This is a genomic window from Pseudotabrizicola sp. L79, assembly GCF_036553525.1.
Taxonomy (GTDB): domain Bacteria; phylum Pseudomonadota; class Alphaproteobacteria; order Rhodobacterales; family Rhodobacteraceae; genus Pseudotabrizicola.
This window is the reverse complement of record NZ_JAZHDA010000052.1, coordinates 133839-146842: the sequence shown is the minus strand read 5'-3', so window position 1 is coordinate 146842 and position 13004 is coordinate 133839. Positions and strand designations below refer to the sequence as shown.

Sequence of the window (13004 nt, the reverse complement as noted above, 5' to 3'; positions counted from 1 at the left end):
CGCCCTTTCGACAACGTCTGTGATCAGATCACAGCTTTTCGGTCAGTTCCGGCACGGCGGTGAACAGATCTGCCACAAGGCCGTAATCGGCAACCTGGAAGATCGGCGCCTCTTCATCCTTGTTGATCGCGACGATCACCTTGGAATCTTTCATGCCGGCCAAGTGCTGGATCGCACCTGAAATGCCAACGGCCACATACAGTGTCGGGGCGACAACTTTGCCCGTCTGACCAACCTGCCAGTCGTTCGGGGCATAGCCCGAGTCGACAGCGGCGCGGCTGGCACCGACAGCGGCGCCCAGCTTGTCAGCCAGCTTTTCGATCAGGGCAAAGTCCGCTTCCGAGCCGACGCCACGCCCGCCCGAAACAACGATGCCCGCGCTGGTCAGCTCTGGCCGGTCGCTGGCGGCAACCTTGTCTTCGATCCACGAGGACAGTGCCGGATTGGCCGCTGCGGCAATCGTTTCCACTGCGGCAGACCCACCCCCCGCGGCAGGCTCGAACGACGAGGTGCGGATCGACACGACCTTGATCTTGTCCGAAGACTTGACGGTCTGGATCGCGTTGCCCGCATAGATCGGGCGTTCGAACGTGTCGGCGTCGATCACACCCGAAGCGTCCGAGATCACCATCACATCCAGCAGGGCGGCAACGCGCGGCAGCACGTTTTTGGCATCGGTCGTGGCCGGGGCCACGATATGGGTGTAATCCCCCGCCAAAGACACGATCAGCGCGGCGGTCGGTTCTGCCAGACGATGCCCCAGAGATGGGTCTTCGGCGCAGATCACTTTCTTGACGCCGTCCAGTTTGGCGGCCTCGGCGGCGGCGGCGGCGGCACTTGCGCCAGCGCAAAGCACCGTCACATCACCCAGTTTCTTGGCAGCAGTCAGGGCCTTGGCCGTTGCATCGACCGAAAGCTGACCGTCAGTGACTTCACCCAGAAGAAGAACAGCCATCTCAGATCACCCCCGCTTCGTCTTTCAGTTTCGCAATCAACTCTTCGACCGAGCCAACCTTGACGCCGGCCTTGCGGCCTGCCGGTTCCACCGTCTTCACAACCGACAGCCGGGGCGCGACATCCACGCCGTAATCGGCCGGGGTCTTGATCGCCAGGGGCTTGGCCTTGGCTTTCATGATATTGGGCAAGGATGCATAGCGCGGCTCGTTCAGGCGCAGATCAACCGTCACGATGGTGGGCATGGTCACGCTGATGGTTTGCAAGCCGCCATCCACTTCGCGCGTGACAATGGCCTTGTCGCCTTCGATGGCCAGTTCGCTGGCAAAGGTGGCCTGGCTCCAGCCCAAAAGGGCCGACAACATCTGGCCGGTGGCGTTCATATCATTGTCGATCGCCTGTTTGCCGCACAGAACCAGACCTGGGGTCTCTTCCTTGACGACGGCGGCCAGCAGTTTCGCAACGGCCAAAGGTTCGATATCGGTCTGCACATCGGCGGTCGCTTCGATCAGGATCGCGCGGTCAGCCCCCATGGCCAAAGCCGTGCGCAGCGTTTCCTGGGCTTGCTTGACACCAATCGACACCACGACAACCTCGGTCGCGACGCCCTTTTCCTTCAAGCGGATCGCCTCTTCCACGGCGATTTCGTCAAAGGGGTTCATCGACATTTTCACATTCGCAAGATCGACACCCGAACCATCCGCCTTCACACGGACCTTCACGTTATAGTCAATCACACGTTTGACAGGCACCAAGACCTTCATCGGCGTCATTCTCCCGTTAAACCAAGCTCTCTGACGTTCCTACCGAGTCTTTCTGCATCGCAACAGTGTAAAATCGACGCGGCACGTCCTTGGAACGCCACGTTCCTGATCGATGAAATCGATCAGCTTTCGTGCGTCAGCCCCGGCACCCACAGCACATCATCCTTGCCGTCGTTGTTGGCGATCCGGCCCATCACAAAGAACCAGTCGGACAAACGGTTCAGATATTTGACGGCTTCGCTGTTCACCTCTTCCATCGTGGCCAGTTCCACCGTCAGCCGTTCTGCACGGCGGCAGACGGTGCGGCACAGGTGCAATTGTGCGGCCAGACGCGATCCGCCGGGCAGAATAAAGCTGCGCAGCGGTGTCAACTTGGCGTTTTGTGCGTCAATTTCACGCTCAAGCCGGGCGACCTGTGCTGCGATCATCCGCAGCGGCGTATAGGGCAGTTCGGCATCCTTGTGCATGTCGGGCGTGGCAAGGTCGGCGCCCAGATCGAACAGGTCGTTCGAGACACGGGCCAAGGCGTCTTCCATCCAGCCTTCGGCGAATTGCCGGGCAAGACCCACGGTCGCATTCACCTCATCCACCGTGCCATAGGCATTCACGCGGGTGGAATGCTTGGCCACGCGGGCCCCGTTGCCCAAGGCGGTTTCCCCCGCATCGCCCGTTTTCGTGTAGATTTTCGACAGAACGACCATCAGTTCCCCCCATGGCTGCGCAGCCAGGCAAAGGCCACGATCAAGACAACGGCCAGGGCCTGCGCCGCGATGCGATACCGCATCAGGCGGTTGGCATGTTTGCGGTTGAAATCCCCGCCCTTGGCGAACCCGCCGATGCCGATCATCAAGATGACCAGAACGCCCAGACAGGCAATGGCTGCAAGAATGAACAGCGGATCGTTCAGCATGGCGGCTCCTTTACATTGCAGCGTGATCTAGGCGCTTTCGCCGGAAAAGCGAAGGAATTTTCGGCCCCCCAAGCGGGCGATGGCGTTGATGTCGCAGCGATCAGCCCTTGGCGATCAGCCAATCCAGCGCCCGTGTCGGCAAGATGCGCCGCGCAAAACCCATCAGATAGGTGGGTGTCGTCACATAATAGCGGGCCTTTGGCCGTTTGCTTTCCAGCGCATGGATCAGCTTTTTCGTCACTGCGGCTGCGGGCAGTTCAAACCGGTCGGGGCCGCGGTCTTCATACAGGCGCGACATCAGGGGGCGGTATTCTTCGGCGCGGGCCGAGTTTTCCCAATCGATCCACTTTTCAAAATGCGGAATCGCATTGGCGCGGATGCGGCTGGTGATCGGGCCCGGCTCCATCAGGATCACCTCGATGCCGGTGCCCCGCATCTCGATGCGCAACACATCGGTCAGCCCCTCCATCGCGAATTTGGTTGAAACATAGGCCCCACGCCATTTCATCCCGACCAGCCCCAGAACAGAAGAGCAGTTGATGATCCGCCCATGCCCCTGTGCCCGCATCGCGGGAATGATGCGGCGGGTCAGGTCATGATAGCCAAACAGATTGGTTTCATAGATTTCACGCAGGGCCCCGCGTGGCAAATCCTCAACCGCGCCGGGGCAGGCAAAGGCCCCGTTGTTATACAGCGCATCCAGCGTGCCCCCGGTGCGGCCAAGGCATTCGGCCACCGCCGCGTCGATGCTGGCCTCATCTGCATAATCCAGCACAAAGCTTTCCAGCCCTTCGTCGCGCAATGTGGCGCAGTCGGCCTCGTTGCGGCAGGTGGCAAACACCCGCCATCCGCGTGCCTTCAGCCCGCGCGCCGCATCAAGGCCAATGCCCGAAGAGCATCCGGTGATCAGAATCGATTTCGCCATGGTCCTGCCCGTTTGTTTTTTCCCTGATTAGGGGCAATCGGGCAGATGTCAAAGCAGATTGGCTTAATTCGCCGGGTCCGTCTCGGTCAGAAAGCTGAGAGACATATAGCCATCCACGCCGTCACCCTCGACGCGAATGCGCGCCCAGCCGTTTTCTTCCACCCAGACCACCGATACGGCATCGCCCCGGCCCAATTTGCCCACCACCGCATTGCGCGTGGATGGCCCGCCCCGCACATTCACCGACCGGCCCGTCACATACATGATCTGGCCCAAGGCGTTGTCTGAACTGGCGGCAAGGTCAGCCGCGGGCGATGGGGCGGGCGTGGGGTCTGCATCCGTAACGCTGGCATTGATCAGGGCGGCTGTCGGGGCAAAGGCCACGTCAACGACAGGGGCGGGTGCAACGTCGGGTGCAATCGCCGCAACCTTGCTGGCCTCAACCATCTCGGGCTTTGCCTGTTTCGCCGCCGCGGCCATCGCCTCTTGCTCTGCTTCCATCAGCCCCAGGCGTTTCTGACCGCGATCTTCGCCGCCCAACTGCAAGGTAAGGTAAAGCCCAAGGCAAAGAACAATCGTCCAACGGATCATGACAAAAACACCTGATTCACTCTTGATGACAGCTAATTACCCCCCGATCTTAACCAAGCACAGGGCAAAAGTCGCCGGTTTTTCCCCCTTGGCGGGCAAAGATTTTCCGGCTGGACCGTTCCGCCCGCGCAGATTACACACCATCCATGTCCGACGAAGCTGATGACACCAAGATCGGGGCCATGACCACGGCCGAACCGCTGTCGCGCGCCATTGGCGAGCGTTATCTGACCTATGCGCTGTCCACCATCATGCACCGGGCCCTGCCCGATGCGCGTGACGGGCTAAAGCCGGTTCACCGCCGCATTCTGTTTGCGATGCGCGAATTGCGGCTGTCGGCCACGGGTGGTTTCCGCAAATCGGCCAAGATTTCCGGCGATGTGATGGGCAACTATCACCCGCATGGCGATGCGGCGATCTATGATGCCATGGCGCGTCTGGCGCAGGATTTCAACGTGCGCTATCCGCTGGTGGATGGGCAGGGCAACTTTGGCAATATCGACGGCGACAACCCCGCCGCCAGCCGCTATACCGAGGCCCGGCTGACCGCGATTGCCGAAACGCTGATGGAAGGTCTGGCCGAAAACGCCGTTGATTTCCGGCCCAATTATGATGGCACGCTGGAAGAGCCCGTCGTCATGCCTGCGGCCTTTCCGAACCTTCTGGCCAATGGGTCCAGCGGGATTGCCGTGGGGATGGCCACCAACATTCCGCCGCATAATCTGGATGAATTGATTCAGGGCTGCCACGCCATGCTGCGCGACCCCGATATCACCACAGCGGCCTTGGTCGATCTGATCCCCGGCCCCGATTTCCCGACCGGCGGCGTGATCGTCGAAGAAAAGCGCGCGATCATCGAAGCCTATGAAACCGGTCGCGGCGCGTTTCGCACCCGTGCCAAATGGCACATCGAGGATCTGGGCCGCGGCACATGGCAGATTGTCGTGACCGAGATCCCCTATCAGGTTCAGAAGTCCAAGCTGATCGAAAAGCTGGCCGAACTGATCCAGACCAAGAAGATCCCGCTTTTGGCCGATGTGCGTGACGAATCTGCCGATGACATCCGCATCGTGCTGGAACCGCGCGCGCGCAATGTCGAACCCGACATGCTGATGGGGATGCTGTTCAAGAACAGCGATCTGGAAAGCCGTTTCAGCATGAACATGAACGTGCTGATCGACGGCAAGGTGCCGCGCGTCTGTTCGCTGAAAGAGGTGTTGCGCGCCTTTCTGGATCACCGCCGCGACGTGTTGCGGCGTCGGTCGGAACATCGCGTCGAAAAGATCGATCATCGGCTGGAGATTCTGGAAGGTTTCATCATCACCTTCCTGAACCTTGATCGCGTGATCGACATCATCCGCTATGATGATGACCCCAAGCGCGCGTTGATGGCCGAAATCTGGGGCAAGTCGCACAAGCGCGCGACCAGCGAAAAAGACTATGTGCCGCCGCCTGCGGGCCAACAAGGCGAGTTGACCGAGGTTCAGGCCGAAGCCATCCTGAACATGCGCCTGCGGTCCTTGCGCCGTCTGGAAGAGATGGAGTTGATCCGCGAGCGTGACGCCCTGATGGCCGAACGCGCCGGCCTGGCCGATCTTCTGGCCAGTGAAAGCCTGCAATGGAAGCAGATCGGCAAAGAGCTGGAAGCGATCCGCAAGCAATTTGGCAAAGGCACCCGTCTGGGCGACCGCCGCACCGCCTTTGGCGAGGCTGGCACGATCGAGGATGTGCCATTCGAAGCGATGATCGAGCGCGAACCGATCACTGTGATCTGCTCACGGATGGGCTGGATCCGCGCGCTGAAGGGCCATGTCGATCTGACCGCCGAACAGAAGTTCAAGGATGGCGATGGCCCGCGCTTTGCCTTCCATGCCGAAACCACGGACAAGATCGTTCTGGTGGCGGCCAATGGGCGGTTTTACACCCTTGTGGGGGCGAACTTGCCCGGCGGGCGCGGCATGGGCGAACCTGTGCGCCTGATGGTTGATCTGCCGAATGATACCGAGATCGTCGATTTCCTGCTGTTCCGTCCGGGGGCCAAACTGCTGGTCGCCTCAACGGCGGGCGATGGCTTTGTGGTGCCCTCGGAAGAGGTGCTGGCCCAGACCAAATCCGGCAAACAGGTGCTGACGGTGAAAGAGGGCGTGACCGCGGCCTTGGCGCGATATGTGCAAGGCGATCATGTTGCCGTGGTGGGCGAGAACCGCAAACTGCTGGTTTTCCCGCTGGATGATCTGCCGGAAATGGCCAAGGGCAAAGGCGTGCGGTTGCAAAAGTATAAGGATGGCGGGCTGAGCGATGCCATGACCTTTGTCCTTGCCGATGGCCTGACATGGAAAGATCCGGCAGGGCGCACGCGCACCGAACCCGACCTGACCGAATGGCTGGGTGATCGGGCCACGGCGGGCAAGATGGCCCCGCGCGGCTTTCCCCGCGACAACCGCTTTACCTGACGCCTTACCTGACTGGCCCCCACTTGCCACCGCGCGGGTCTTGTATCCGTGACAAAGCAGGACTTGCCCTTGGGGGCACTGCATGGTGAACCTGAAGGCCAACAAGGGGGGCGCCATGCGGGTCTTCATCAATGGCTTTGGTCGGATCGGGCGATCCATCCTGCGGGCCTGGGCGCGTGCGCCGGGCCATTGGCCGGGTCTGCAGGTGGTTGGCATCAATGATATCGCCACCCCCGAAATGTGTGCCTATCTGTTCGAATATGACAGCACCTTTGGCCCTTGGGGCGGGTCTGTGGCCCTGTCTGACGGGGCCTTGGTTGTAAACGGGAAAGCCATCCCGCTGCATCGCCAGCCCGATATCTCGGCCCTTGATCTGTCGGGGGTTGATGTGGTGCTGGAATGCACCGGCCGGGCCGAGGCGCGCGAAGTGGCCGAACGCGGCCTGCGCGCCGGTGCCGCGCGGGTGTTGATTTCCGGCCCCTCCAAATCGGCGGATCTGACGGTGGTGCTGGGGGCCAATGATCAACTGCTGGCAGGGCAAAAGATCGTCTCGAACGCCTCTTGCACCACCAATGCGCTGGCCCCTTTGGCGCATCTGTTGGACGATGCCTATGGCATTGTGACCGGGTCGATGACCACCATCCATTGCTATACCGGCAGTCAGCCCACGATTGACGCCCCCGCCGCCGATTTTGCCCGCTCGCGCGCGGCGGCGCTGTCGATGGTGCCAACCACCACCAGCGCCTCGCGGCTGCTGGATACGGTGCTGCCGCAGATCGCGGGCCGCATCGAAGGCTCGGCGGTGCGGGTGCCGGTGGCCAGCGTGTCTTGCGTCGATCTGGCGGTGATGCTGAGACAAACCCCAGAGGTCGATCCGCTGAACAGCCTGTTCCAACAGGCCGGCGGCGTGATCGGCTGGACCGACCGCCCCCTTGTCAGCTCTGATCTGCGGGCGCGGCCCGAAAGCATTGTGATGGCCCTGCCTGAAACGCGCATCACGGCCGCTGGAATGGTTCGGGTCTTTGGCTGGTATGACAACGAATGGGGCTTTTCCAACCGCATGCTAGATGTGGCCCACAGGATGGCATCATGACCCTGACGATCCGCCCGCCCACACCCGCAGACCGCGCCGACTGGGGCAGGCTGTTCGCGGGTTACGCAGAATTTTACGGTGTCGCACAATCAGAGGCCATGCGCGACCGCGTCTGGTCGTGGCTGCACGATCCGGCCAAATCCACCTCGGGGCTTGTGGCCCAAGCGCAAGGCCGCCTGATTGGCCTTGCCCATTTCCGCACCGTGGATGATCCGCTTTGGGCCAAGACGACAGGCTTTCTGGATGACCTGTTCGTTGACCCATCGGCCCGGGGCAGCGGCACGGCCAAGGCGCTGATCGACGCCGTGGCAGCCAAGGGCCGCGCGCAGGGTTGGCCCCTGTTGGCGTGGCTGACAGCAGCAGACAACCATCGCGCACGCAGCCTTTATGATCGGCTTGCCACCCCGGCGACTTGGGTCACCTATGAAATGACGCTCTGACCTTTCAGCCGTTCCAGCCGCGATACCATTCGACGAACTGCTCCACACCTTCGCCGATGTCAGTGCGGGGCAGGCGGCCCACCAGCGCCTCGATCAGGCTGGCATCGGCCCAGGTGGCGGGCACATCGCCGGGCTGCATCGGCATCAGGTTGCGCGTGGCCTTGCGGCCCGTCGCGGCCTCGATCGCCGCAATGAAATCGGTCAGTTGCACCGGGTTGCCATTGCCGATGTTCACCACGCGAAACGGTGCCACGGGCGACAGGCTGTCCATCGGCCCCACCGGCGCCGTGCCGGGGGGCGTGGCGACCAGCCGCACGATCCCCTCGACCAGATCGGCAACATAGGTGAAATCGCGCTTCATATCGCCGTGATTATACACATCAATCGGCTGGCCGTTCAAAATTGCCTTGGTGAATTTGAACAGTGCCATATCCGGCCGCCCCCAAGGGCCATAGACGGTAAAGAACCGAAACATCGTGATCGGCAGGCCAAACAGATGCGCATAGCTGTGCCCCATCGCCTCGTTCGCGATCTTGGTCGCGGCGTAAAAGCTCATTGGATGGGTGGCCTGATGTGTTTCTGCATAGGGCATCTGGCTGTTCGCACCATAGGCCGAACTGGTCGAGGCCATCATCAGATGCCGCACCGGATGGGCGCGCGCGGCCTCCAGCACCTCATGCGTGCCGATCAGGTTTGATTGCACATAGCTGCGCGGGGCATCAATCGAATAGCGCACCCCCGCCTGCGCGGCCAGATGCACGATAACATCGGGCCTGACCTCGCCCGCCAATGCGGTCAGGCGGCCTTCTTCCTCGATCATCCCTTGCTCAAACCGAAATCCGGGCTGCGCCTGCAAGATGGCCAGCCGTGCCTCTTTTAGTTTTGGGTCGTAATAGGGCGTCATGCCGTCAAATCCGGTCACCTGCCAGCCCTCGGCCAACATGCGCCGCGCCAGATGAAAGCCGATGAACCCGGCTGCCCCGGTGATCAGAACCTTGTCACTCATGACTTACCCCTTTGTTTGGCCCTGATTACCCGCGAACGGCGCGGGGATCAAAGCCCGAAACGCGTGGCCCGCGTTGCGGTGATGTCCCGCTCGGGCGAGCGGCCTGCTACCAGATCGGCCACAAGCCGCGCGGTGATCGGGGCCAGGGTCAGGCCGATGTGGCCGTGACCATAGGCATGGATCACCTCATCCCCGCCGCGCGACGGGCCGATGACTGGCAGGCTGTCGGGCAGGCTGGGGCGAAACCCCATCCAGTCACGGCTGGGTTCGCCCAGATCCGGAAAGATCGCCCGTGCGCCCTGCACCAACTTGTCCACCCGATGCGGCGAGGGCGGGGCGGTCAGCCCGCCCAGCTCCACCGTGCCCGCCACCCGCAACCGGCCCGACATCGGGCACAGGTAAAACCCGCGCGTGCTGGGGCAGGTGGGGCGGGTGATCCGGGGCTGGGGCATATCCCATTCGACATGATAGCCGCGCTCGGTATCCAGCGGGATGCGGTCGCCCGCCATGCGCGCCAAGGCCCGCGAATGCGCTCCCGCCGCCAGCACCACGCGCCGTGCCTGCACCTCGATGCCGTCACCCGCCAGATGCACGCCGCCATTGCGCCGCTCCAGCCGGTCAATCCGATGCGGCAGAACCGGGGCCTGAACAGCCGCCGCCAACCGCGCCACCATGGCAGACGGATCAGACATGAACACCGCGTTGGGGAAAAACGCGGCCCCGCCCTCTACCTCGGGCAGGCCGGGTTCCAGTTGGCGCAGATCATCGGGGCCGATCAGATCAACGGTAATGCCCAGACTGCGGCGATAGGCCATGTCCGCCTTGGCTGCGCGAAAGGCCCCGGCACTTTCATACATGTAAAGGCAGCCGCGCCTTTGCAGGATGTCTTCTGCATCAATCCGCGCCGCCACCGCCTGCCACAGCGGGGCCGCATCGGCCAGCAGGCCCGCAATTGCCGCCGCATTGCGCTTGGCAGGCCCCGGCAATGATTGCAGCGCAAAGCGCAGCAACCACGGCGCAAGGCTGGGCAGCGCCGCCCGACGGATCGACAGCGGCGAATTGCGGTCAAACAGCAGCGACGGCAGATTGCGCAACACATCGGGCGTGCCCACCGGCAGCACCGCATAATCGGCAATCGTGCCCGCATTGCCGTATGACGCCCCCGAACCGGGTGGGTTCGGATCAATCAGCGTCACCTCGCGCCCCTCGGCCAGCAGGCGCTCGGCGATGGCAAGGCCCACCACACCGGCGCCGATGATGGCAATATCGGTCTGATGGGCCGCCATCGCTTACATGCAGGCGTCGAACAGCGCGCGGGTGTTTTCGCGCGTCATTTCAATCGGGTTCCCGCCGCAAGACGGGTCTTCCAGGGCCATTTCGGTCAATTGGTCCAGATCCTCGGGCTTGACGCCCATGGCCGTCAGATTGGCAGGAATGGCCAGCGTTTCACGCAGGCCCATGATCGCCGCGCGGAACCCGTCAAACCCGCCCGCAATGCCCAGATAGGCCGCGGCCGCGTTGATCCGGTCTTCAATCGCCGGGCGGTTCATATCCAGCACCATCGGCATGACCACCGCATTGGTGGTGCCGTGATGGGTGTTGTAAACCGCGCCAATCGGGTGGCTCAGGCTGTGGATCGCGCCCAAGCCCTTTTGGAACGCCACCGCGCCCATGGCCGCGGCACTCATCATATGGGCGCGGGCGTCCAGATCGTTCGGGTTGGCATAGACCTTGGGCAGGTTTTCAAACACCAGCCGCATGCCTTCCAGCGCGATGCCTTGGCTCATCGGGTGGTAGAACGGGCTGCAATAGGCCTCAAGACAATGGGCCAGCGCATCCATCCCGGTGCCAGCGGTGATGAATTTCGGCATCCCCACCGTCAGCGCCGGGTCGCAGATGGTGACCACGGGCATCAGCTTGGGGTGGAAGATGATCTTCTTCTTGTGGGTCACGCTGTTGGTCAGCACGCCCGCGCGGCCCACTTCGCTGCCCGTGCCTGCCGTCGTCGGCACAGCAATGATCGGGGCAATCTTGCTGGCATCGGCGCGGGTATACCAGTCGTCGATATCTTCCAGATCCCACACACTCAGATCGGCGCGCTGGCCCGCCATCAGGGCAATCATCTTGCCCAGATCAAGGGCAGAGCCGCCGCCAAAGCAGATCACGCCGTCATGGCCACCCGCGGTGTAAACCGCGATGCCCGCCGCCATGTTGCCTTCGTTCGGGTTCGGGTCCACCTCGGAAAAGACTGCCCGGCCCAGCCCCGCTGCCGCCAGCACATCCAGCGCGGCAGAGGTGATCGGCAGGCTGGCCAAGGCCTTGTCGGTCACCAGCAGGGGCTTTGTGATGCCGCTGGCCGCGCAATGTTCGGCCAGTTCGGCAATACGCCCCACACCGAATTTGATCGCAGTGGGGTAAGACCAGTTCCGATTGGGAACATGATGGGTCATGGCGTCAGACTTTCTTAAGGTGATAGGATTTCGGACGGGTCACCGAATGGAACCCAAGATAGCTTAGCGAATTGCCGCGCCCGGTGTCTTTGCACCCTGTCCAGCACAGGGCGGGGTCAAGGTAATCGGCCCGGTTCATGAAAATCGTGCCGGTTTCGATCTGCGCGCCGATGGCGGCAGCGGTGTCGTAATCTTGGGTCCAGATGCTGGCCGTCAGGCCATAGGGGCTGTCGTTCATCAGGGCAATCGCCTCATCATCCGACGAAACCTTCATGATGCCGACAACCGGGCCAAAGCTTTCTTCCATCATCACCCGCATGGAATGATCGACATTCACCAAGACCTGCGGCGCAAGATAGGCACCGCCATCATCGGCCGGAAACTCCTTTGGGTCGATCAGCGGCTTGGCCCCGGCGGCAATCGCCTCGGCAATCTGGTCGCGCACCACCGATGCAAACCGCGTGTGCGCCATCGGCCCCAGCGTGCTGGCCGCATCAAACGGGTTGCCCAGTTTCAGCTCCTTGGTCCAGGCCACGGCCTTTTCGACAAAGGCATCATACAGGCTTTCATGCACATAGATCCGCTCGATCCCGCAGCAGCACTGGCCCGCATTGAACAAGGCCCCGTCCATCAGCGTATCCACCGCCGCCTCCAGATTGGCGTCGGCCCGCACATAGCCGGGGTCTTTGCCGCCCAATTCCAGCCCCAGCCCGGTAAAGGTGCCCGCCGCGGCGCGCTCGATCGCGGCACCCCCGGCCACCGATCCGGTGAAATTGACAAAGTTGAAGGCCCGCGCCCCGATCAGCGTCTCGGTCGTGGCATGGTCCAGCACCACGTTCTGGAACACATCCTCGGGCACGCCCGCGGCATGGAAGGCTTCGGCCATCCGTTCGCCCACCAGCAGGGTCTGGCTGGCATGTTTCAGCACCACGGTATTGCCCGCGATCAGGGCCGGAACCAGCGTGTTGATCGTGGTCAGATAGGGATAGTTCCACGGCGCGATGATGAACACCACGCCCACAGGTTCGCGCGTCAGATAGCGGCGGAACTTGTCGCTGTCCTCAACCATCGTCGGGGCCAGCGTTTCGGCGGCGATTTCCGCCATGTAGTCGGTGCGGGCATTCACCCCCCCGAATTCGCCCCCAAAGCGGGTGGGGCGGCCCATCTGCCAGGCCAGTTCCTCAACCACCACATCCTGCATCTCGTTCAGGCGTGCCACACCGGCCTTGACCAGCGCGATCCGTTCTTCCAGCGGTCGGGCGGCCCAAGGCTTTTGCGCGGCGCGGGCACGGGCACAGGCGGCCTGCGCGGCCTCTATCGTCAGGGGCATCCGTTCCGCATAGACGCTGCCATCGACCGGCGAAATCAGTTGAATCGGTTTCATCTTCGTCCTCGTAGGTCGGGCTTCAGCCCGACGC

At 62.4% G+C, this 13004-nt stretch carries 13 protein-coding genes; 3 read left to right on the top strand and 10 right to left on the bottom strand.

Annotated elements, in window-relative coordinates:
* Window positions 1-28: 28 nt before the first annotated feature.
* From V3C85_RS13855 to V3C85_RS13830, 6 genes are all read right to left on the bottom strand, one after another.
* Complete coding sequence (locus tag V3C85_RS13855) at window positions 29-955, bottom strand: electron transfer flavoprotein subunit alpha/FixB family protein (RefSeq protein WP_331795740.1); 927 nt, start codon at window positions 953-955, stop codon at window positions 29-31.
* Between the two features lies 1 nt (window position 956).
* On the bottom strand, window positions 957-1718 hold the full coding sequence (locus V3C85_RS13850) for an electron transfer flavoprotein subunit beta/FixA family protein (protein WP_331796035.1): 762 nt from the start codon (window positions 1716-1718) through the stop codon (window positions 957-959).
* A gap of 122 nt (window positions 1719-1840) precedes the next feature.
* Window positions 1841-2419: a cob(I)yrinic acid a,c-diamide adenosyltransferase gene (locus V3C85_RS13845; RefSeq protein ID WP_331795739.1), complete on the bottom strand. Its 579-nt coding sequence runs from the start codon at window positions 2417-2419 to the stop codon at window positions 1841-1843.
* A complete protein-coding gene (locus V3C85_RS13840) occupies window positions 2419-2628 on the bottom strand; it encodes a twin transmembrane helix small protein (RefSeq protein ID WP_331795738.1) in 210 nt (69 codons plus the stop codon). Before V3C85_RS13840 ends, V3C85_RS13845 begins: the two co-directional genes overlap by 1 nt.
* Window positions 2629-2728: 100 nt before the next feature.
* On the bottom strand, window positions 2729-3553 hold the full coding sequence (locus V3C85_RS13835; RefSeq protein ID WP_331795737.1) for an SDR family oxidoreductase: 825 nt from the start codon (window positions 3551-3553) through the stop codon (window positions 2729-2731).
* A gap of 63 nt (window positions 3554-3616) precedes the next feature.
* On the bottom strand, window positions 3617-4144 hold the full coding sequence (locus V3C85_RS13830) for an SH3 domain-containing protein (RefSeq protein ID WP_331795736.1): 528 nt from the start codon (window positions 4142-4144) through the stop codon (window positions 3617-3619).
* A 146-nt stretch (window positions 4145-4290) separates the two neighbouring features.
* Between V3C85_RS13830 and V3C85_RS13825 the strand changes: the two genes are divergently transcribed.
* The 3 genes from V3C85_RS13825 (at window position 4291) to V3C85_RS13815 (ending at window position 8130) form a co-directional block, all read left to right on the top strand.
* Window positions 4291-6597 (top strand): DNA topoisomerase IV subunit A, encoded by a 2307-nt coding sequence (locus V3C85_RS13825; protein ID WP_331795735.1) that lies wholly within the window; start codon window positions 4291-4293, stop codon window positions 6595-6597.
* Between the two features lie 82 nt (window positions 6598-6679).
* The gene (locus tag V3C85_RS13820; protein ID WP_331795734.1) at window positions 6680-7690 is read left to right on the top strand and encodes a type I glyceraldehyde-3-phosphate dehydrogenase; all 1011 of its coding nucleotides are present in this window, start codon (window positions 6680-6682) and stop codon (window positions 7688-7690) included.
* A complete protein-coding gene (locus V3C85_RS13815) occupies window positions 7687-8130 on the top strand; it encodes a GNAT family N-acetyltransferase (protein WP_331795733.1) in 444 nt (147 codons plus the stop codon). Before V3C85_RS13820 ends, V3C85_RS13815 begins: the two co-directional genes overlap by 4 nt.
* Before the next feature lie 4 nt (window positions 8131-8134).
* On the opposite strand, the gene V3C85_RS13810 is transcribed toward V3C85_RS13815, so the two are convergent.
* From V3C85_RS13810 to V3C85_RS13795, 4 genes are read right to left on the bottom strand one after another with little or no spacing between them, the layout of a single operon-like run.
* Window positions 8135-9136 carry an NAD-dependent epimerase/dehydratase family protein gene (locus V3C85_RS13810; RefSeq protein WP_331795732.1) on the bottom strand — a complete coding sequence of 334 codons (1002 nt, stop codon included), beginning with the start codon at window positions 9134-9136 and terminating at the stop codon, window positions 8135-8137.
* Window positions 9137-9183: 47 nt separating this feature from the next.
* The gene (locus V3C85_RS13805; RefSeq protein ID WP_331795731.1) at window positions 9184-10422 is read right to left on the bottom strand and encodes an NAD(P)/FAD-dependent oxidoreductase; all 1239 of its coding nucleotides are present in this window, start codon (window positions 10420-10422) and stop codon (window positions 9184-9186) included.
* A gap of 3 nt (window positions 10423-10425) precedes the next feature.
* Window positions 10426-11586 carry an iron-containing alcohol dehydrogenase gene (locus V3C85_RS13800; RefSeq protein ID WP_331795729.1) on the bottom strand — a complete coding sequence of 387 codons (1161 nt, stop codon included), beginning with the start codon at window positions 11584-11586 and terminating at the stop codon, window positions 10426-10428.
* Between the two features lie 4 nt (window positions 11587-11590).
* Window positions 11591-12970: an aldehyde dehydrogenase family protein gene (locus tag V3C85_RS13795; protein WP_331795727.1), complete on the bottom strand. Its 1380-nt coding sequence runs from the start codon at window positions 12968-12970 to the stop codon at window positions 11591-11593.
* Window positions 12971-13004 lie beyond the last annotated feature (34 nt).

Excerpts from the sequence above, each read along its gene's own strand:
- V3C85_RS13855 (WP_331795740.1), bottom strand. The coding sequence starts at position 955 with ATGGCTGTTCTTCTTCTGGGTGAAGTCACTGACGGTCAGCTTTCGGTC.
- V3C85_RS13850 (WP_331796035.1), bottom strand. The coding sequence starts at position 1,718 with ATGAAGGTCTTGGTGCCTGTCAAACGTGTGATTGACTATAACGTGAAG.
- V3C85_RS13845 (WP_331795739.1), bottom strand. The coding sequence starts at position 2,419 with ATGGTCGTTCTGTCGAAAATCTACACGAAAACGGGCGATGCGGGGGAA.
- V3C85_RS13840 (WP_331795738.1), bottom strand. The coding sequence starts at position 2,628 with ATGCTGAACGATCCGCTGTTCATTCTTGCAGCCATTGCCTGTCTGGGC.
- V3C85_RS13835 (WP_331795737.1), bottom strand. The coding sequence starts at position 3,553 with ATGGCGAAATCGATTCTGATCACCGGATGCTCTTCGGGCATTGGCCTT.
- V3C85_RS13830 (WP_331795736.1), bottom strand. The coding sequence starts at position 4,144 with ATGATCCGTTGGACGATTGTTCTTTGCCTTGGGCTTTACCTTACCTTG.
- V3C85_RS13825 (WP_331795735.1), top strand. The coding sequence starts at position 4,291 with ATGTCCGACGAAGCTGATGACACCAAGATCGGGGCCATGACCACGGCC.
- V3C85_RS13820 (WP_331795734.1), top strand. The coding sequence starts at position 6,680 with ATGGTGAACCTGAAGGCCAACAAGGGGGGCGCCATGCGGGTCTTCATC.
- V3C85_RS13815 (WP_331795733.1), top strand. The coding sequence starts at position 7,687 with ATGACCCTGACGATCCGCCCGCCCACACCCGCAGACCGCGCCGACTGG.
- V3C85_RS13810 (WP_331795732.1), bottom strand. The coding sequence starts at position 9,136 with ATGAGTGACAAGGTTCTGATCACCGGGGCAGCCGGGTTCATCGGCTTT.
- V3C85_RS13805 (WP_331795731.1), bottom strand. The coding sequence starts at position 10,422 with ATGGCGGCCCATCAGACCGATATTGCCATCATCGGCGCCGGTGTGGTG.
- V3C85_RS13800 (WP_331795729.1), bottom strand. The coding sequence starts at position 11,586 with ATGACCCATCATGTTCCCAATCGGAACTGGTCTTACCCCACTGCGATC.
- V3C85_RS13795 (WP_331795727.1), bottom strand. The coding sequence starts at position 12,970 with ATGAAACCGATTCAACTGATTTCGCCGGTCGATGGCAGCGTCTATGCG.